Raw genomic sequence first — 17715 nt, 5'->3', positions numbered from 1 at the left:
AGGATGCAGCGATGCGATGTTGCGAACGCAGTCTCAAACAGGTCGGCACTGTGCTGCTGTTGCTGGCGGCGTTGTCACCACCGGCCCAGGCCGCGCTGTCGGGCTGCGAGGCGGTCAACCGGCTACCGACGGTGATCGAGATCGCACAGGGCCAGCAGCAGGAACTGCGCCTGCCGCTGGTCATCGGCCGGGTCGCGGTGGGCGAGCCGACGGTGGCCGATGTGCAGGCCAGCGGCGAGCGTGCGGTGCTGCTGACCGGCGTCGGCGCGGGCAACACCACCCTGATGCTCTGGACCGCGTGCGCGGCCGCGCCGCACCGGGCGATGCTGTTCGTCAAAGGACGCGCCAGCAGCGACATGGACCCGGCCAGTGTGCTGCCATCCCAGGATGCCCAGTTGCCGAGCCAGGTGCAGGCCGACATTCGCTTCGTCGAGGTGCGCCGCAACAAGTACCAGGAAGCTGGCGCGCGGCTGTTCCTGAATGGGTCCAGCAAGAGCCTGTTCGGCTCGCCCGGCACCGCGCCTGCCGGCACAGCGGTGACGCCTGGCGCGGTGCCCATCGCCCGCCCGGCGATCCCGCTCGACGATGGCGTGTTCAACATCGTCTGGGGCAGCAGCAAGATCCTCGCGGCGATCAACGCCCTGGAAAACAGCGGCTTCGCCTATACCCTGGCGCGCCCCAGCCTGACCGTGCTCAGCGGCATGACCGCCAGCTTTCTGGCTGGCGGCGAGATTCCGGTGCCGGTGCCCAGTGCCGGCAGCGACAACATATCGATCGAATACAAGGAGTTCGGCGTGCGCCTGTCGCTGACGCCGACCGTGGTCAGCCGCGAGCGCATTCTGCTCAAGGTCGCCCCCGAGGTCAGTGACCTGGACTACTCCCGCCCGGTGGTCATCGCCGGCACCCAGGTGCCAGCGCTCAGCGTGCGCCGCACCGACACCAGCATCTCACTGGCCGATGGCGAGAGCTTCATCATCAGCGGCCTGGTGAGCAACAGCACGCGCTCTTCAGTGGACAAGTTGCCGGGCCTGGGCAACTTGCCGATTCTCGGCGCGCTGTTCCGTCAGTCCAGCGTGCAACGCGACGACACCGAACTGCTGATGATCGTCACGCCGCACCTGGTCCAGCCGTTGGCCGCCAATGCACGCCTGCCGGCGTTGCCCGGTGAGACGCTGCGCCGCTACGACCCCAGTTGGGGCCATTTGTTTTTCCAGGAAAAAGGCGACTTTCAAGGACAAGGGGGGTTATCCCGATGAACGACAGCCTCAATCCCACCTACCTGGCCATTACCCGCAACGAAGACGACCTGCACTGGCTGCAGGACGCCCTGGCGCCCCAGGGCCAGGTGATCGGCGCCAGCGCCGGGAGCCTCGACGAGTTGCTGGCGCTGGTCGATGTCACGTTCAGCAACCTGGTGTTCATCGGCCTGGACCGCGAGCAGTTGGTCGCCCAGTGCGCCTTGATCGAAGGCGTGCTGGAAGCCAAGCCGATGCTGGCGATCGTGGTCCTGGGCGATGGCATGGACAATCAGTTGGTGCTGCACGCGATGCGCGCCGGGGCACGCGACTTCGTCGCCTATGGCTCGCGGGCCAGCGAAGTCGCCGGGCTGGTGCGTCGGCTCGGCAAACGCCTGCCGACGGTCACCAACAGCCCGGCCCTGGGCGGCCTGACCGTACTCTACGGCGCCCAGCGTGGCGCCGACGGTGCGCTGTTGACCAGCCACCTGGCGCGGGTGGTGCAGGACAGCGGCCAGCAGACCCTGCTGCTCGACCTCGGCCTGCCACGCGGTGACAGCCTGGCCTTGCTCGGCCTGGAGGCCTCGTTCCATTTCGGCGATGCGTTGCGCCACCTGCGCCGGCTCGACAGCACCCTGATCGACAGTGCCTTCACCCGCGACAAAGGCGGCCTGCGCCTGCTCGGTCACGCCGAGCACGACGAGCCCCTGGCGCAGACCAGCGCCGCCGAGCTGTACATGCTGCTCAGCGCGTTGCGCCAGCACTTCCAGCACATCGTCGTCAACCTCACCGGGCAGGCCGACAGCGAGGCACTGCGCACCTTGGTCAGTCACTGCGACAAGCTGATCGTCTACACCGATCAGAACATCCTCGACTGCCGTCGCAACCTGGACGTGCTCGACGCCTGGCGCGAGCGCGGCATCAAGCTGGAGCACGCCAGCCTGCTGGTCGATCGCTACCTGCGCAACGTCGCGCCCGACGCCGATGCACTGGCCCGACGCTACGCCCTGCCGCTGCTCAAGGTCATGCCCGACAGCCCCGAGGTGCGCCTGAACGTGAAGAACCAGGGCCTGAGCCTGTTCGAGCTGGCCCCACGGGAAAGCTTGACCCAAGCGCTGCGCGGCCTCGGCGAGCGCCTGGCGCGGCGCTCGGAAACCCTTGCGCCGCCGAGCCTGCTCTGGCTGCGCCGGCTGTGGGGCAGCCGATGAACGGCGACCAGCCCTTTGGCGGTCAACGCCAGGCGGGCGCCGATCCACACGCGCTCAAGCGCGCGCTGCACCGCTTCGTCATCGACGCTATCGAGGACAGCGGCCGCAACCTGCTCGAAGGCGCACGCCCCGCGCTGACCCCCTTCGTGCTCGAACAGGTGGCCGATTACGTCGGCCGTCTGCGCCTGGCGCTGTCGCGCTACGAGATGGAGCGCCTGGCCGAGGAACTGGTGGACGAACTGACCGGCTTCGGTCCCCTGGAGGTGCTGCTGCGCGACCCCAGCGTCACCGAGATTCTGGTCAACGGGCCGCACCGGGTGTTCGTAGAGCGGGCGGGACTGTTGCAGGAAACCGACCTGCGCTTCATCGACGCACACCATGTCGAGCGGGTCATGCAGCGCATCCTGGCGCCGCTGGGCCGGCGTCTGGACGAGTCCTCGCCGATGGTCGATGCGCGCCTGCCCGATGGCAGCCGGGTCAACGCGATCATTCCGCCCGTGGCCTTGGACGGACCGTGCCTGTCGATCCGCAAGTTCCGCCAGGACATGCTCAAGAGCGCCGACCTGCTGGCCACCCGCGCCATCGACCAGGCCATCTTCGATTTCTTCGAGCGCGCCGTGGCGCGGCGCTGCAACATTCTGGTCAGTGGCGGCACCGGCACCGGCAAGACCACCTTGCTGAACATCCTCAGCCAGATGATCGCGCCGCGCGAGCGCCTGGTGACCATCGAAGACGTGGCCGAGCTGCAGTTGAATCATGGCCACGTGGTGCGTCTGGAAACCCGTCCGCCGAATGCCGAAGGCCATGGCGAGATCAAGCCCAGTGAACTGATCCGCAACGCCCTGCGCATGCGCCCGGACCGCATCATCCTCGGCGAGATTCGCGGCGCCGAGGTGCTCGATGTGCTCACGGCGATGAACACCGGGCATGACGGTTCGATGAGCACGGTGCACGCCAACAATGCCCAGGACGCGTTGTTGCGCCTGGAGACACTGGTGGGGCTGAGTGGTCGGCAGATCGCCGAAAAGACCTTGCGGCAAATGATCTGCGCGGCCCTGGACGTGGTCATCCAACTGACCCGCCTGCCCGATGGGCGACGTTGCGTCAGCGAGGTGCTGGAAGTGGTCGGGGTACGTGAAGACGTGTACGTGACCAACACCTTGTTTCGCCTGGACCGACGTGGCACCGACAGCTTCCTGCGCGAGGCCCTCAATCCGGCGGGCAGCAAGTTGCGCCAGGACGGCGTGCTGTGATCGGCCCGCTGCTGCTGACCCTGGCCCCGGCGTTGCTCGGCGCCGCCGTGCTGTTGCTGCGCCAGGTGCGCTACAAACGTGGCGAAGAACGCGCCCTGCGTCGCCTGGGGCGCGCCTGGCAAGCGCAGAGCGGCGCAACGCGGCGCGACTGGCTCGAGCCGATGCTGCAGCGCGCCGGGCTCGGCGCTGCCGAATTGCCCGTGCGGCGAATCCTGCTGTTGTGGCTGGGACTGGCCCTGCTGGCCGCGCTGGTGATCGGTTGGCAGGTCGCGCTGCTGCTGTTGCTGGGGCTGCCCCTGGCCGGTTATCTGTACCTGTGCTGGCGCGCGCGTCGGCGCATGCGTCAGCTCATCGAGCAACTACCCGGCCTGCTCGATGCCAGCGTCCGTAGCCTGAAGGCCGGACGAACCCTCAGCGATGCAGTGCTCGGCGGCATCGAGGGCACCCGTGAACCGCTGCACTCGACCCTGAGCAAAGTCCGGCGCAGCGTGCAACTGGGTGTGCCGCTGGACGATGCGCTGAGCGAGCTGGCCGAGCTGTACGACCAGGACGAGTTGCGGCTGTTCGCCCTGGGCCTGCGCATCAACCAGCGCCATGGCGGCAACGCCAGCGAGCTGATGGAGAACCTGATCCGCATGATCCGCGAGCGTGAGCAGGGTATCCGCCAGCTCAAGGCGATGACCGGCGAAACCCGCGTCACGGCGTGGGTGCTCGGTGCCCTGCCGCTGTTCATGGTCGGCTATTTCCTGGTGGTCAACCCGGCTTACTTGATGCAGCTCTGGCAGGACGCCAGCGGGCAAATGATGTTGCTGCTGGCGTTCGCCTTGCAGACGCTGGGTTGTGTGGTGCTGTGGCGCATGATGAGGAGCCTGTGACATGGCCTGGCTGATCTGCGCGTTGTGCCTGCTGATCGCCGCCGCGCTGCTGGGCCTGCAGGCCAGCCGTCAATTGCAGGCGCGCCATCGGGTCGGCCGCCGCCTGCAGGGGCGACTGGGGCGCGAACAGCGCCTGGGCGATCTGCTTCACGCCCTGGGCAGCAGTGGCCTTGGTCAGCGCCTGCAACGCCTGGATGGCGAAAGCCAAGGGTTGCTCGACCGCATCGGCTGGCGCCGCAGTCGCCAGCGTGCACTGTTCGCGGCCGCGCAGTTGGGCCTGCCGTTGCTGGCACTGGGGCTGGCCTTGCTACTGCAGCACGCGCTGCTGGGTGAGCAGACCCCGCACTGGCCGGTGCTGCCGCTGTGTGCATTGGTGCTGGGCTATCTGCTGCCCAAGCGGGTGCTGGCGTGGGCTGCTGCGCGGCGGCAGCGCCGCATCGCCGAGGAGGTCAGCCAGATGATTGCGCTGCTGCGCATCCTCTTCGAGACCGGCTTGGCCGTGGAGCAGGCGCTGCGTGTGCTCAGCGTAGAGGGACGCGGCCTGCTTCCGGAACTCAGCGAGGAACTGCGGCAGTTGTTGCAACGGGTGGATTCCGGCATGGCGCTGGGCGCGGAACTGGACAAAAGCGCGCGACTGCTGGCGGTGGACGAGTTCAGCGATACCTGTGTGATTCTCCAGCAACTGCTGGTGCAGGGCAGTGGCGCGATGAAGTCGTTGCAGGCGCTCAAGACCTTGCTCGACGACAGGCACCTGACGGGCTTGCAGGAGCGGGTGTCGAAGATGTCGGCAAAAATGTCGGCGGTGATGATGCTGTTCCTGTTCCCGGCCTTGCTGATCGTGCTGGCCGGGCCGGGTTTTTCCGCGTTGGCGCGGGCTTTGGGAAGCTAGGGAGAGGCGATGAAAGCGATGCTGGTGTGGAGTTGCCTAGTGCTGCTGGGCGGGTGCGCGGCGCAACCGTCGCCAGGACTGGGCGCATTGTTCGGCGCAGGCGCGTGCGCCAAACCCGACGCCGACCAGCAACTGGCGCTGAACCTGGCCGACGAGATGCTCAACGAAGGACGGCCCCACGCCGGCCTGGCGCACCTGGAGCAGTTGCCCGAGCGCCTCGATCCGGTTCGCCTGCGCAAGGCGCAGGTATCGCGGCTGCTCGGGCGCAGCGAGGCCGAGCCGTTGTACCGCAGTCTGCTCGGCGGCTGTCTGGCCGCCCAGGGCGAGCACGGCCTGGGGCAGTTGGCGGCGGCCCGTGGCGATGACCTGCTGGCCTTGCAGCATTTGCAACGCGCCGTGCGTCTGGCGCCGACCGATGAGCGGGTGCGCAACGACCTGGGCGTGGTGCTGATGAACCTGGGACGCTTCGAGCCGGCGCGCTTCGAACTGCTCACCGCCCTCGAACTGCAAGACGATCAGCGTCTGCCGGCGATCAACCTGGTGACGCTGGCGCTGGTGCAGGACGACTGGCAGCAAGCCAGCGACCTGGTGAGTCGTCTGCGCCTGGGGCCGGAGCAGTTTGCCGAGGCCCAGGCCAGGGCACGGCAGGTCAAGTCGAGCGGGCGCGGTTCGCTTGCCGCGGCCAAGACCGCGGCTGACGTGGTCAACTGAGCGGTCGAGGAGGCGGGATGATCAGATACCTTGTGCTGCTCATCGGCAGTGTCGGTCTGGGCGTGGTGCTGGCGCAGGAACGGCCGCCCGCACCTGCCACCGAGGCCGCCGCCGAAGCCTGGCTGCGCGTCCAGGCCAGTGGTAAGCAGGCTTCACCGCGCGGCCAGGCGCAGACTGCGCAGGAGCGCGAGCGCGCCCTGCAGCGTTGGTTGGACAGCTACAAGCACCCCATTCCTCAGTACCTGCGCCGGCCCAGTGCGAAGACGGCGGACAACTGATGCCGCAGCCTAATGGGCCGTGAAGCGCTGATGCAGCGGTGAGGCGCTGGGCGCCAGGGCCAGCGCCAGTTGCGTGCGGTTGTGCAGCCGGGTCAGACGCAGCACCTGCGACACGTAGAGTTTCACCGTGTTTTCGGTGATCCCCAGCTCGCAGGCGATCTGGTAATTGGTTTTGCCCTGGCTGACCAACAGGGCCACCTCCAACTGGCGCGGTGACAGCTTCTCGAACAGCGGCGGCAACTCGCCCGGCGCGTCCTCGACATCGTCGGCACGCCGGTGGGCGCCCTGGCCACGGGCCTTTTCCAGATCCTGGTACAGCGTGTCGATGGACTCGGCGAGTTCTTGCAGGCGCTGGTTGAGATTGCCCAACTGCTGGACGTTGCTGCGCCGCTCCAGCAAGGCCTGCTCCCCGCGTCGCAGGCCCTCGAGCAATTCGGCCATGTCCATGGGTTTCTGGTAGTAGTCGGAGAAGCCCTCGCGCAGGGCGCGGATCACATCCTGCTTGTCGGCGTGGCCGGTCAGCATGATCGCTTCGAATGTCCGCTGCTCGCCTGCAATGAGTTTGAGTGCTCGGACCAGCTCCACACCGTCCTGATCGGGCATGTGCAGGTCACACACCACCAGGCCGATGGCTTCGTCGGCCGCGTAGCGCTCAAGGGCCTGGGCGGTGGAGTTCGCTGGCACGCATCCATAGCCTGCGCTCTCGAAGTACTCGCACAACTCCTCGACGATCATCGGTTGATCGTCGACCACCAACACTTTCACTTCACTTGCGCCTTTGTTCACGTTCAACTCCCTGTTGGTACGGATACCGCTCCGTGGCCATACCGGCCGACAACACGCGTGATGCCTTGCAGACACGCCATTTTTCGCGCCGCAGGAGTTTGGACCGCACGGTCATTTATTGGATCCATACAGATGTCAGGAGAAAGCCCGCCAGCACATAGGGCGCGAAGGGTTGCTTGTCACCCATTTGTTCGGCCAGGCGCTGCAGGCGCTTTTTCACCTTGGGATTGGCCAGCGTCCACAACCGCCGACGGCAGATCAACCACACCAGGACGCTTACCCCAGCGCCGATGAAGGTGCCGAGCACGTACTGCTGGCTGGTGGCCAGGGCCAGGGCACCGAGCAACTTGACGTCGGCGGCACCGAAGCGGCCGAGCCAGTAGCCGGGCAAGGTCAGCAGCATCACGATCGCCAACGCCCAGCCGGCATCGCTGGCTTCTGCGCCGATCCAGCTCTGCCCGGTCACGAACAGCCACACCAGTGCACACGCGGCCACACCCAGGGTCAGGCTGTTGGAGATCTGTCGTTGGCGAACATCTTGTTCGGTGCACAAGGCAAGCCACATCAGAAGAACAATGCTGTGCATTTGGCAAATGGCCATCCATCTTCGTTGAACGGGTTCTATGCTGTCATTCAGGAATCATAGTCAGGGTAGACGCGATCATGCAGGCAAGCCCGGCACGACGGCAAAAAGGCGCGGCAGCCATCGAATTTGTCGCAGTCTTCCTGCTGTTCTTCGCAGTGTTCTACGGATTGGTCAGCTATGCGCTGCCGATGCTGATGCTGCAGTCGTTTCATCACGCCAGCAGTGAGGCGGTGCGTCGCTGCGTGGCCTTGGACCCGGCCAGCAGCAGCCATGCGGCCGACGTGCAGACCCTGGCGCGCCAGGTGGTGGCCCGGCAGTTGAGCTGGATGCCCGCAGCGCTGGATTTCCAGCCGGCCAGCGATGTGCGGGTGACCTTGAGTGCCGACAAGGTGCTGACCGTGGTCATCGACTACCCGAAGCGCAAACTGACCCGCGTGCTGCCCTTGCTGGTGCTGCCGATGATTGGCGAGGTGCCGCGCTTGCCCCAGCGTCTGCACGCCGAAGCGAGCGTGCAACTGTGAGCGGGGCGTTCGAGCGTTGGCTGGGCGGCGGCCAGCCGCTGGCGGGCGCGAGCGTGCCGGCGGTCGGCCTGCAATTCTGGCTGGACGAGCAGGGTGGCGTGCAGCACCTGGGCGGCCCGTTGCGCGCACAGTTGCCGCCTGTGGCGCAACGCGCGGTTCGGGTGCAGGACGCGCTGTTGCCGCACAGCGCAGTGGTGCTCGAAGGCGCGCCTCAGGACTGGCAAGGCCAGCCATTGGATCTGGATTTCCCGACTGTGCAGGGGTCGCCGTTGCGCACCCGTGGTTGGCTGCAACGCCAGGGCGCAGGCTGGTTGCTGCAACTGTTCGATATCGGTGATCTGCTGGGTGCGCAGCAGCATCAGGCCGTGCGCGATGACGTCCAGCGGCTGGCCGTCGAGATCGGCCGTGCTGTACGCGAATGCACGGGCGAGCGTCTGCTGCCGGTGATTGCCCAGCAGTTGCAGCGCCTGGCCGAGCACTGGCAGGCCCGCGCGGTGCAGGTGTGGTGCCATGAGCAGGGCGATTGGCATAGCCACGCCGCGAGCGATCACCACTGGCCCTGGGCAGCGCAAGCGCAGGTACGTCCTTGGCTGCATGTCTTGGCGCAACAGGGCGATCTCGATGACCGCGCGCTGGCTGAACTTCAGGTGCTGTGTGGCGGCCTGCCGCTGCGGGTGCTGCCTTACCGAGAAGGCGGACAGGTCCAGGCCTGCCTGCTGTGCGTGGCGGCCGAGGCGCCGTTCGCACAGGCGGCCAGCGAGGCGCTGGTGCAGGCACTGCTCGACCCGTTCCTGGCGCGCTGGCGCCAGCAGCAAATGCAGCGCAGCACCGACCACTTGCACGACTTGCAGCGTCAACTCGGGGCCGGCGGCTGGCACTGGTTGCCGGACGGACTGCTAGAGCTGGAGGCGGCTTTGGCCGAACGTCTTGGCCTGCCATGCGCCGTCAGCATCGAGCACTGGCTGGAGCAACTGCATCCGGCGGACCGCGAAGCGGCGCGGCTGGCGTTGCAGCAGGTGCGCGAGGGGCAGGCGCTGAGCCTGGACCTGCGCCTGTCCCAGGCCAACGCCCAAGGCGATACCCGCTGGCTGCACTGGGTCGGCGCGCTGCATGGCGGCCAAGTGCGCGGCGTAGTGCTCGACATCAGCGCGCTGAAGGCCCAGGAGCAGCAAGCCGGTGCTGCTCGCGCGCGCCTGGAAAACCTCATCGCCAGTTCGCCCGCCGTGATCTACGTGCAACGCTACGACGAAGGTGCGCTGCACAGCGCGTTCTTCAGCGCCAGCCTGGAGCCGCTGCTTGGCTGGCGCAGCGACGGCGAGCAGGTACGCCAGCCGGGGCTGGCGGTGCATCCGCACGACCGAGAGCAGTGGCTGGAGCGCACCCGTACGCTGCTGCGCGAAGGGCAGGTGCGCTGCCGCTATCGCCTGCGCGACCAGCTTGGCGGCTATCACTGGATCCTGGACGAGGCGCGCCTGCTGCGCGACGACCTCGGGCAGCCACTGGAAGTGGTGGGCTTGTGGCTGGACGTCAGCGACGCCACCGAGGCCGCCGAGCGCGTGCGCCAGAGCGAGGAGCGCTACCGGGTGCTGGTCGATGACTCGCCGGCGATGATCTGCCGCTACCGGCCCGACCTGCAGGTGCTGTTCGGCAACCGGCCGTTGGCCGACTACCTGGAGTGCGCGCCGGACCAGCTCGCCGGGATGAACCTGGGCCGGTGGTTGTCCGACGGCGATCGCGAGGCGTTCGTGCAGCGCTTGGCCAGCCTGACCCCGGAGCAGCCGCTGAGCAGCGCTGAAATCTGCCTGCAACTGCCTGGGCGCGAGCAGGCCTGGTGGGTGTGGGCCGACCGAGGGCTGTTCGATGCGCAGGGTCGCTTGCTCGAGGTGCAGGCGGTTGGACGCGACAATACCGAGGTGCGACGCAGTCAGCGGCAGTTGTTGCAAGGCGCCAAGATGGCCACGCTGGGCGAGCTGGCCACCGGGCTGGTGCACGAGATCAACCAACCGTTGAACGTGATGCGCATGGCCGTGACCAACAGCCTCAAGCGCCTGCACAGCGGCACGGCGGATGTGCCCTACCTGAGCGAAAAACTGCAGCGTATCGAGACCCAGGTCGAACGTACGGTGCGGCTGGTGGAGCACATGCGCGTGTATGGCCGGCGCTCCGAGCTGGAGCGCCAGGCGTTCGTCGCCTGGCGGGCGGTGGACGGGGCCTTGGCGCTGCTGGGCGAAGGGTTGCGCGGCAAGGGCGTGAAGGTGCAGGCAGAGTCGCCTGCGTCGGCGTTGCAGGTGCTGGGGCACCCGGATCAGTTGGAACAGGTGCTGATCAACCTGATGGTCAATGCCCGCGATGCGTTGCTCGAACGTCGAACGCCGGCACCGTGCATTCGGCTTGCGCAGCAGCGGGTGGACGGGTGCGTGTGCCTGCTGGTCGAGGACAACGCCGGCGGCATCGACACGCGTCTGTTGGGGCGGATCTTCGAGCCGTTCTTCACCACCAAGCCGGCGGGGGTCGGCACCGGCCTGGGGCTGTCGGTGAGCCACGGCATCATCGAAGCCATGGGCGGCACGCTGGAGGTCGCCAATGCCGAGCACGGGGCGTGCTTTCGCGTGGTGTTGCCCCTCTACAGCACCAGTTGAGCGCGGCCGCTGGAGCAACTGAGGTTGGCACCCACCTCGGCGCCCACCAGATCGACGCCGAGCACTTTGAGCAGCGCATTGACCAGTGGGTCGAGTAACGGGCCGAGCAGGCCTCTGATCAAGGGTTCGACAATGGCCTTTACGCCGCCGAGCACGCTGGCCACCCCGCTCAGCAGCTCGCCCAGGCCGCTGTTGCCGGTGGGCTTGTAGGCCTGCAGTTGGATGCCCTGCAGGGTGTCGGCCAGGCTGCTCACCACGCGGTCGTTGGCGTTTTGCAGCATCAGGTAGGCCGGCGGCTGACCGATGTTTGGCGGCAGGCTGTCCGGCGCCTGGAACACCAGCGTGCGCGCCTGCGCGCCGCTGCCGAGCACGGTGCTGTCGACCCGCAGGCCGATACCGCCCCCGACGAAGGGCACCCGCGGCTCGCACTCACCCAAGGGCAGCAGCAGCAGGCGTGTACAGCGCTTGCTGCCGATGTCGATCAGCGCCAGTGCCTTGATCGCAGTGGTGCCTTGGCTGAAGAACGCATCGGCTGAGGCGAATTGGCCGACCGCGATTTTCACGGCCGAGGTCTGGCTGCGCGTGGACAGGCGCTTGGGCGAGCAGCTGAAGGCGTTCACGGCACTGGGCGCGAAGCGGGTGCTGGCCTCGGCGACCTCCAGGCCGATGTCCAGGTGCAGCGTGCCGGGCACCAGTTTGATGTCGCTGACGGTGCAGGGAATGCCAATCAAGCACAGCACCGATTGCACGGTGCTGACCAAGTTGAGGCTGAGCAGATTGTTGACCACGTTGGTCAGCGGCGCGGCCAGGTCGAGTACGGCGTTGACCAGGCCGAACACGCCGTCGAGCACGGGCAGGTCGAGCGAGACCATCGCCCTGACCTGGGCCGTGTGCACCTGCAAGGTGTCGCGGCGAGGATCGCCGACCGCCGAGATCTGCTGCGGCTCGATCACGTTCAGGCGGACCCGGCCGTTGACCAGGCCCAGCACGTCGAGTGGCAGATCGACGTTCACCGCCCGCTCGCGCGCCGCCAGTTGGATCACCCCTTGCACCAGTTGCAGCAGTTGTACGTTGGCGTCCAGCCCGGCCTGGGTCGTGCCGTTCTGGATGTCGAGGATATCGCCCAGGCGCAGCAAGGTGCTGTCGCCGCTGGCCAGGGCGACCTTGCCCAGGTTGCTGGCCACCTCCAGCGCGGCGCCACCGCGTTGCAGCACCTTGACGGCGGCCTGCAACAGTTGCGTGGCGCTGGCGTTGGCATTGAGCAACTGCTGGTAGTCGCCGACCTTCACACCCAGGTCCAGCGCCAGTTGGTCGAGGTAGCCGAGCAGCTTGATGTCGGTGTTGGCCAGGCCCCGCCAGCCGGCAAGCTCCAACTGCGTGCCGCCACCCAGGGCGCCCAGCAGGCCGTTGAGCAGTGCCGATTGCCGGGAATCGACCGTGGCCAGGGTGGTGCGCAGGCTGAGCATGGCCTGGGGCGGGGAGGGCGCCGCCGCCACGGCCTGGGCGCGCAGGGTGGTAGTCGGCGGCAGGCGATTGCCCTGCAGCAGCGCGTGCACGCCTCCTGCGACGCTGCTGGCGACGGTGCGCGACACCTCTACGCGAATGGCGTCGTGGCGGTTGTCGTCCCGGGTGAAGCGGCGCAGGTGGTCGTCAGCGCTCAGGACGTAGCCGCAGGTGGCCTGTAACGGGCCATCGGGCGCATGGCCGTTGCGGCTGGCGGCCGTGCGCGCGATGGCGCTGGCCGAGGGACCGCTGCCGGTGCACACGGCGAACTGCCCGGCGGCTTCGAGCGCCGCCATATCGGCGATGCGCTGCAACTTGCGTTGCTCCAGGTAAAGACGGCCGCTGTCGACGACCAGCAACAGCATCAGCAGGGCCAGACCCAGGGTGATGACGGCCATCAGGCCGATCGCGCCGCGTTGGCGCGCAGCGGAAGTGGACAGCACGGGCACTCCTTTGCAGGCGGCGCGCCTTGCTTGGCGTGTGCGGTCCAGTGAGTGTAGTCAGGGTGATGGCGTCTTGCCGTATGAGCAGGCGAGCGGCGAGCCGGTTGGCCTTGGGGCGCGCGTGCGCCCTCGGGCCTGGAACCCCGACGCCGGGTTAGCGCGGTGGGTAGTTGCCCATGACTTGCGCCACGGTTTTCTGGATCGCCGCGTTGCGTTCCTGCGGGCTGGGCGGGTAGCTGTTCATCACTTGTTCGGCACTGCCGCGCCACACCAGCTTGCCGTCGCGCCCGTCGAGCAGGTCGACCTGGATGGTCGCCACCTTGTAGTCGACGCTGCGGGTTTCGTTGTACATCGGTCCGCCCCAGTAGCCTCCCCAATAGCCGCCCCAGCCGCCGCCATAATTGGTGGTGACCTGCTGCTGGCGGTCTTCGACGATCAGGTACGCGCGCACCTTCAGGTCCGCCCGCGCGTTGCCCTGCACAGGCCGCAGGCCACGCTGGTCGAGCTGGTCGGCCACGGCCTGGCGAATGCGCTGTTCGGTCAGGTCGCTCTTGATCCTGGGGTCATCCGGGCGATATTGCAGCGCCGGCTCCTGCCAGGCCCAACTGCGGTAGGCCGCGAAGTCGCGACTGGCATCGAAATCCTGGGTGACGTTGTTGCTCGCGCAGGCCGCGACCAGCAGCGCGAATGACAGCACGACGAGACGGCGCAGCATGATGAGACTCCTGCAATCGGTTAACGGGGAGGATAGCCGCTGAGGGCCTTGCGCACGGCCTCGCGCAGGGCGTCTTCACGTTCGCGGGGCGAGCCCTGGTCGCTGCCGCTTTCGGCGCTGGCGCTCCACACCGCCTGGCCGTTGCGGGCATCGAACAGGTCGATGCGCACCACCATCACGTCCACTTGGTAAGTGCGCACGATCGGCACGCTGCCGTAGGCGCCATAGCCGTTGCGGTAGCCGCCATAGCCGACGCCGCCGTAGGGGCCGTAAGGGTAGGGGTCGTAATCATAGTCGCGGACCTGGCGCAGGCGCTTTTCCAGACGCACGTTGGCACTGACCAGCAGGTCGCCGGGGCCGCCGCGAGCCGGACGCAGGCCGTGCTGGTCGAGCACGCCGCTGATGGCGTCGGCCAGTTGCGCAGGATCGGCGTTGGCCATGCCGCTGGGCAACTGGCCGTTGCGCCAGCTCCAACTCTGGTAGCGGCCGTAGTCGCGCGGCGCCGCCGGGTAGGCGCTGGCGTCGAAGGTGTTGGCTGCCTGGGGTGGTGCCGGCGGCATGGGCAGCGAGCTGGCGACATACGGATTACTGCCCTGGCAACCGACAAGGGCCAGGGTCAGCAGGGCCAGACACAACGGACGGTACGGCATGTGTTCCTCCCGACAGGCGGGGTCAGCGTGGGCGACAGGTCCAGTGCAGGTAACGGCCAAGGCCGGCGAAGCTCGGATGACGACGGTGGGCCAGTTCCATTTCCAACAGGTCGAGCAGCTCGGCCTTGTCCTGGAACTCCTTGGGCATGTAGTCGTGGAACACCCGGATGCCACTTTCGCTTTCGACCTGCCACAACGGTTCGAGTTGCGCCCGCAACTCACGGGGATCGACGGGCATCTGCGGCGTCAGGCTTTGCTTTTCGCCGGCCAGGCGGTCGCTGCGCAGCTTGCGGAAGTGCCCCTTGAGCAGGTTGCGGTAGACCAGCGCATCGCGGTTGTAGAAGGCCAGCGACAACCAGCCGCCGGGCGCGGTCAACTGGTGCAGCACTGGCAGGATACTGTGGGGCTCGGCCAGCCATTCGAGCACCGCATGGCACAGCACCACGTCGAACGGCTCGGTGAGTTGGCCGAGCAGGTCCTGCCAGGGCGCCTGGATGAACGTGGCACGCTGGCCCGCCTCGGCGAAGCGCTCACGGGCGCCGTCGAGCATCGGCGCAGCGGGCTCGGCGAGGGTCAACGAGTGCCCGCGTTGGGCCAGCCACAATGCCATGTGCCCGAGGCCGGCGCCGACATCGAGGATGCGCAGCGGGCGCTCGGGCAAGCGCTCGGCCAGGTCGGCCTGCAACACCGCCAGGCGAATGGCGCCCTTGGCGCCGCCATAGATCTTCTCGGCGAAACGGCTGGCCAGCTCATCGAAATGACGGTCGTTCATGGGGCGAAGCGCCGTTCGCTGTCGGCGAGCTTGGCCCGCACCACCGCGTCCATGTCCAGCCCCAGTTCGCTGCACAGCAACAGCAGGTACAGCACCACGTCGCCGACCTCCTGGCCGGCATGGGCGAGCTGCTCGGGGGACAGTTGGCGCGATTGCGCTTCGCTCAGCCACTGGAAGATTTCCACCAGCTCGGCCATCTCCACGCTGGCGGCCATGGCCAGGTTCTTCGGGCTGTGGAAGCCGCGCCAGTCGTTGTCGTCGCGGATCCGGTGCAGACGCTCGGTCAGTTCTTGCAGATTCATCGGGGACTCTCCTTCTGGCGCATAGCTTCGGACGCGCCAGGAAGCAAAGCAAGTGAATTGCGAGCGCGCTACAGCGCTCGCCAGGCCCCGGTCATGTGCAGCAGTTCGCCATGGCCGTTCAGCGCCAGCCGTCCGTCTGGCGCCGCCTGGCTGGCGCTCAGGGACACTTCCGAAGGCAAGCGCACCGGCTTGTGGAAGTCCACGGCGAACCCGTAGCCGGCCACCGGCAGATGCCCGCGCAGGGCGGCCAGGGCCATGGCCTTGCTCCACATGCCGTGGGCGATCGCCTTGGGGAAACCGAACAGCCGGGCGCTGGCAGCGCTCAGGTGAATGGGGTTGTAGTCGCCGCAGACCTTGGCATAGCGCCGGCCGATGTCGCGGTCGGCGTACCAGCGCGTGACGTCCGTCAGGCCCGCCAGCGATGGCTCGCCCGCCGGCTCGTGCGCCACGCCGTCGAGCTTCAGGCCCCTGACCAGCATGCGGCTGGTCTCGCGCCAGAGCACGCCCAGGCCATCGTGGGCCTCGGTGATCAGGTCGAAGGTGCCGCCCTTGGCATGGGCCTGCAGGTTGTCGGCGTGTACCGCGAAACGCAGGCCTTCGAGACCGCCCAGGGGGCGCAGCACTTCGATGTCGTTGTGCAGGTGCACCAGCCCCAGCAGCGGAAACGGAAAGTCTGCGGCGGTGAGCAGTTGCAATTGCAGGGTGAAGGCCATGACATGCGGGTAAGTGGCCGGTAAACGGCGGTCATCGCTGAAATGGCACAGCCGCCGATAGGCCTGAAGGTTGGGCGGGTCGATGCGCAGAAAACAGCGCAGGCCGCGTTCGGGCAGGCGCGTGCCCGTGATCTTGCGCTTGCCCAGTGCCCTCAGATAGAGGCGGCTGCGAGCCTCGGGGCTGTGCAGGTCGAGCCAGGATCGCTTCATGTTCACGCTCCTATCAAGGCTTGGCCGCAGACCCGCAGGTACTGGCCACTGACCGCGCCGGTGTCCGGCTGCGCCAGCCAGGCAACAGCCTCGGCAACGTCCTGCGGGCGGCCACCCTGGCCGAGCGAGCTCAGCCTGCGGCCAGCCTCGCGCAAGCCCATGGGCATGGCGGCGGTCATGTGCGTCTCGATGAAGCCGGGCGCCACCGCGTTGATGCTGATGCCGCGCTCGGCCAACGGCTCGGCCCAGGCCTGGGCCAGGCCGATCAGGCCGGCCTTGCTCGCCGCATAGTTGGCCTGGCCGCGATTGCCGGCGACGCCGCTGACCGAGGCCAGCAGCACGATGCGCGCATCGTCGTGCAACTGGCCGCTGTCGAGCAGTGCCTGGGTCAACTGCTGCGGGGCCTTGAGGTTGACGGCCATGACCGCATCCCAGTAGTCGGGGGTCATGTTGGCCAGGGTCTTGTCGCGGGTGATGCCGGCGTTGTGCACCAGGATGTCCAGGCCGTCGGGCAGGGCCTGCTGCAACTGCGACGCGGCGTCGCTGGCACAGATGTCCAGGGCCAGCGCCTGCGCGCCGATGCGCGCGGCCAGGGCGTCGAGGTCTTTCTGTGCCGGCGGCACGTCCAGCAGGATCACCTGCGCACCGTCGCGGGCCAGGGTCTCGGCAATGGCGGCGCCGATGCCGCGTGCAGCGCCGGTGACCAGCGCGCGCTTGCCCGCCAGCGGCCGGGTCCAGTCCTGCACCTGGCGGGCGCAGGCCTCCAGGCGCAGGACCTGGCCGGAAACAAACGCGCTCTTGGGCGACAGGAAGAAGCGCAGCGCGCCTTCGAGCTGATCGTCGGCCGCAGCGCCCACGTACAGCAACTGTGCCGTGCCACCGTTGCGCAGCTCCTTGGCCAGCGAGCGACTGAACCCTTCCAGGGCGCGCTGGGCCACACGCGCCAGCGGGTCGTCGAGCTGCTCCGGGGCGCGCCCGAGAATCACCACCTTGGCGCACGGGGCGAGGCTGCGCAGCAGCGGTTGAAAGAACGCGCGCAACTGCCCGAGCGCATCGCTGTCGGACAGATGACTGGCATCGAACACCACCGCCTTGATCTTCGGCCCCAGACCAGCGACCCAGGCGGGCGATTGCAGATCAACACCTTCGAAGTGGTAGCACTCGTCGGTGAGTGCCGGGGCCAGGGCCTCGACGCGCCGCGCCAAGGGGCCTCCGCCGAGTACCAGGGCGCCCTCGATGGGCCGTAGGCGTCCGGCCTGCCAGCGTTCCAGTGCAGCCGGGCGGGGTAGGCCAAGGGCATCGACCAGGCGGCGGCCGAGCGTGGAGTTGGCGAAGCCGATATAGCGATCGCTCATGATGCGGGTCTCCCTGAAGGCAAGCATGCAAGTGTGGACCTTAATTGCGCGCAGGTCGTTCGAATCCTCGA

General features: G+C 67.6%; 18 protein-coding genes. 9 read left to right on the top strand and 9 right to left on the bottom strand.

The window, feature by feature from the left end:
* The first annotated feature begins 11 nt into the window (after positions 1 to 11).
* The 7 genes from ACK2SD_RS21435 to ACK2SD_RS21405 are packed head-to-tail and all read left to right on the top strand — an operon-like array spanning position 12 to position 6449.
* Complete coding sequence (locus tag ACK2SD_RS21435; RefSeq protein WP_412460787.1) at positions 12 to 1256, top strand: type II and III secretion system protein family protein; 1245 nt, start codon at positions 12 to 14, stop codon at positions 1254 to 1256.
* Positions 1253 to 2443, top strand: a complete 1191-nt coding sequence (locus ACK2SD_RS21430; RefSeq protein WP_039582989.1) for a pilus assembly protein — start codon at positions 1253 to 1255, stop codon at positions 2441 to 2443. Before ACK2SD_RS21435 ends, ACK2SD_RS21430 begins: the two co-directional genes overlap by 4 nt.
* On the top strand, positions 2440 to 3696 hold the full coding sequence (locus ACK2SD_RS21425) for a CpaF family protein (RefSeq protein WP_039583352.1): 1257 nt from the start codon (positions 2440 to 2442) through the stop codon (positions 3694 to 3696). Before ACK2SD_RS21430 ends, ACK2SD_RS21425 begins: the two co-directional genes overlap by 4 nt.
* On the top strand, positions 3693 to 4571 hold the full coding sequence (locus tag ACK2SD_RS21420) for a type II secretion system F family protein (protein WP_412460786.1): 879 nt from the start codon (positions 3693 to 3695) through the stop codon (positions 4569 to 4571). Before ACK2SD_RS21425 ends, ACK2SD_RS21420 begins: the two co-directional genes overlap by 4 nt.
* A gap of 1 nt (position 4572) precedes the next feature.
* A complete protein-coding gene (locus tag ACK2SD_RS21415; RefSeq protein ID WP_029613643.1) occupies positions 4573 to 5460 on the top strand; it encodes a type II secretion system F family protein in 888 nt (295 codons plus the stop codon).
* 9 nt (positions 5461 to 5469) lie between these two features.
* On the top strand, positions 5470 to 6171 hold the full coding sequence (locus tag ACK2SD_RS21410; protein WP_412460785.1) for a tetratricopeptide repeat protein: 702 nt from the start codon (positions 5470 to 5472) through the stop codon (positions 6169 to 6171).
* A 17-nt stretch (positions 6172 to 6188) separates the two neighbouring features.
* Entirely contained in the window at positions 6189 to 6449 is a 261-nt protein-coding gene (locus tag ACK2SD_RS21405) for a DUF3613 domain-containing protein (RefSeq protein ID WP_412460784.1), read from the top strand.
* 9 nt (positions 6450 to 6458) lie between these two features.
* Here the strand turns inward: ACK2SD_RS21405 and ACK2SD_RS21400 are convergent, their stop codons facing one another.
* Together ACK2SD_RS21400 and ACK2SD_RS21395 are read right to left on the bottom strand one after the other, a co-directional pair.
* The gene (locus ACK2SD_RS21400; RefSeq protein ID WP_412462350.1) at positions 6459 to 7184 is read right to left on the bottom strand and encodes a response regulator; all 726 of its coding nucleotides are present in this window, start codon (positions 7182 to 7184) and stop codon (positions 6459 to 6461) included.
* A 166-nt stretch (positions 7185 to 7350) separates the two neighbouring features.
* The gene (locus ACK2SD_RS21395) at positions 7351 to 7821 is read right to left on the bottom strand and encodes a prepilin peptidase (RefSeq protein ID WP_412460783.1); all 471 of its coding nucleotides are present in this window, start codon (positions 7819 to 7821) and stop codon (positions 7351 to 7353) included.
* 77 nt (positions 7822 to 7898) lie between these two features.
* Here ACK2SD_RS21395 and ACK2SD_RS21390 point away from each other — a divergent pair, with 77 nt between their 5' ends.
* Together ACK2SD_RS21390 and ACK2SD_RS21385 are read left to right on the top strand one after the other, a co-directional pair.
* Positions 7899 to 8342 (top strand): TadE/TadG family type IV pilus assembly protein, encoded by a 444-nt coding sequence (locus ACK2SD_RS21390; protein WP_295481639.1) that lies wholly within the window; start codon positions 7899 to 7901, stop codon positions 8340 to 8342.
* Positions 8339 to 10981 (top strand): ATP-binding protein, encoded by a 2643-nt coding sequence (locus ACK2SD_RS21385; protein ID WP_412460782.1) that lies wholly within the window; start codon positions 8339 to 8341, stop codon positions 10979 to 10981. The genes ACK2SD_RS21390 and ACK2SD_RS21385 overlap by 4 nt, the downstream gene beginning before the upstream one ends.
* On the opposite strand, the gene ACK2SD_RS21380 is transcribed toward ACK2SD_RS21385, so the two are convergent.
* From ACK2SD_RS21380 to ACK2SD_RS21350, 7 genes are all read right to left on the bottom strand, one after another.
* On the bottom strand, positions 10966 to 12927 hold the full coding sequence (locus ACK2SD_RS21380; RefSeq protein ID WP_412460781.1) for a pilus assembly protein TadG-related protein: 1962 nt from the start codon (positions 12925 to 12927) through the stop codon (positions 10966 to 10968). The genes ACK2SD_RS21385 and ACK2SD_RS21380 overlap by 16 nt on opposite strands.
* 154 nt (positions 12928 to 13081) lie before the next feature.
* Entirely contained in the window at positions 13082 to 13642 is a 561-nt protein-coding gene (locus tag ACK2SD_RS21375; protein WP_412460780.1) for a DUF4136 domain-containing protein, read from the bottom strand.
* Positions 13643 to 13662: 20 nt separating this feature from the next.
* Entirely contained in the window at positions 13663 to 14292 is a 630-nt protein-coding gene (locus ACK2SD_RS21370) for a DUF4136 domain-containing protein (protein WP_295481646.1), read from the bottom strand.
* Positions 14293 to 14314: 22 nt separating this feature from the next.
* Complete coding sequence (locus tag ACK2SD_RS21365; protein ID WP_304485186.1) at positions 14315 to 15064, bottom strand: methyltransferase domain-containing protein; 750 nt, start codon at positions 15062 to 15064, stop codon at positions 14315 to 14317.
* A complete protein-coding gene (locus ACK2SD_RS21360; protein ID WP_029615135.1) occupies positions 15061 to 15366 on the bottom strand; it encodes a MazG-like family protein in 306 nt (101 codons plus the stop codon). Before ACK2SD_RS21360 ends, ACK2SD_RS21365 begins: the two co-directional genes overlap by 4 nt.
* Positions 15367 to 15434: 68 nt before the next feature.
* A complete protein-coding gene (locus tag ACK2SD_RS21355) occupies positions 15435 to 16289 on the bottom strand; it encodes a MaoC family dehydratase (protein ID WP_412460779.1) in 855 nt (284 codons plus the stop codon).
* A gap of 2 nt (positions 16290 to 16291) precedes the next feature.
* Complete coding sequence (locus ACK2SD_RS21350; RefSeq protein WP_412460778.1) at positions 16292 to 17644, bottom strand: 3-oxoacyl-ACP reductase; 1353 nt, start codon at positions 17642 to 17644, stop codon at positions 16292 to 16294.
* Between the last annotated feature and the right edge of the window lie 71 nt (positions 17645 to 17715).

Origin of the sequence: Pseudomonas sp. SC11 (genome assembly GCF_047039205.1) — a bacterium.
In the GTDB taxonomy this organism is placed as follows: domain Bacteria; phylum Pseudomonadota; class Gammaproteobacteria; order Pseudomonadales; family Pseudomonadaceae; genus Aquipseudomonas; species Aquipseudomonas boreofloridensis.
This window is presented reverse-complemented; position numbering and strand designations above follow the sequence as displayed.

Excerpts from the sequence above, each read along its gene's own strand:
- ACK2SD_RS21430 (WP_039582989.1), top strand. The coding sequence starts at position 1,253 with ATGAACGACAGCCTCAATCCCACCTACCTGGCCATTACCCGCAACGAA.
- ACK2SD_RS21350 (WP_412460778.1), bottom strand. The coding sequence starts at position 17,644 with ATGAGCGATCGCTATATCGGCTTCGCCAACTCCACGCTCGGCCGCCGC.
- ACK2SD_RS21405 (WP_412460784.1), top strand. The coding sequence starts at position 6,189 with ATGATCAGATACCTTGTGCTGCTCATCGGCAGTGTCGGTCTGGGCGTG.
- ACK2SD_RS21425 (WP_039583352.1), top strand. The coding sequence starts at position 2,440 with ATGAACGGCGACCAGCCCTTTGGCGGTCAACGCCAGGCGGGCGCCGAT.
- ACK2SD_RS21435 (WP_412460787.1), top strand. The coding sequence starts at position 12 with ATGCGATGTTGCGAACGCAGTCTCAAACAGGTCGGCACTGTGCTGCTG.
- ACK2SD_RS21400 (WP_412462350.1), bottom strand. The coding sequence starts at position 7,184 with ATGATCGTCGAGGAGTTGTGCGAGTACTTCGAGAGCGCAGGCTATGGA.
- ACK2SD_RS21370 (WP_295481646.1), bottom strand. The coding sequence starts at position 14,292 with ATGCCGTACCGTCCGTTGTGTCTGGCCCTGCTGACCCTGGCCCTTGTC.
- ACK2SD_RS21410 (WP_412460785.1), top strand. The coding sequence starts at position 5,470 with ATGAAAGCGATGCTGGTGTGGAGTTGCCTAGTGCTGCTGGGCGGGTGC.
- ACK2SD_RS21365 (WP_304485186.1), bottom strand. The coding sequence starts at position 15,064 with ATGAACGACCGTCATTTCGATGAGCTGGCCAGCCGTTTCGCCGAGAAG.
- ACK2SD_RS21415 (WP_029613643.1), top strand. The coding sequence starts at position 4,573 with ATGGCCTGGCTGATCTGCGCGTTGTGCCTGCTGATCGCCGCCGCGCTG.
- ACK2SD_RS21355 (WP_412460779.1), bottom strand. The coding sequence starts at position 16,289 with ATGAAGCGATCCTGGCTCGACCTGCACAGCCCCGAGGCTCGCAGCCGC.
- ACK2SD_RS21390 (WP_295481639.1), top strand. The coding sequence starts at position 7,899 with ATGCAGGCAAGCCCGGCACGACGGCAAAAAGGCGCGGCAGCCATCGAA.
- ACK2SD_RS21395 (WP_412460783.1), bottom strand. The coding sequence starts at position 7,821 with ATGCACAGCATTGTTCTTCTGATGTGGCTTGCCTTGTGCACCGAACAA.
- ACK2SD_RS21375 (WP_412460780.1), bottom strand. The coding sequence starts at position 13,642 with ATGCTGCGCCGTCTCGTCGTGCTGTCATTCGCGCTGCTGGTCGCGGCC.
- ACK2SD_RS21360 (WP_029615135.1), bottom strand. The coding sequence starts at position 15,366 with ATGAATCTGCAAGAACTGACCGAGCGTCTGCACCGGATCCGCGACGAC.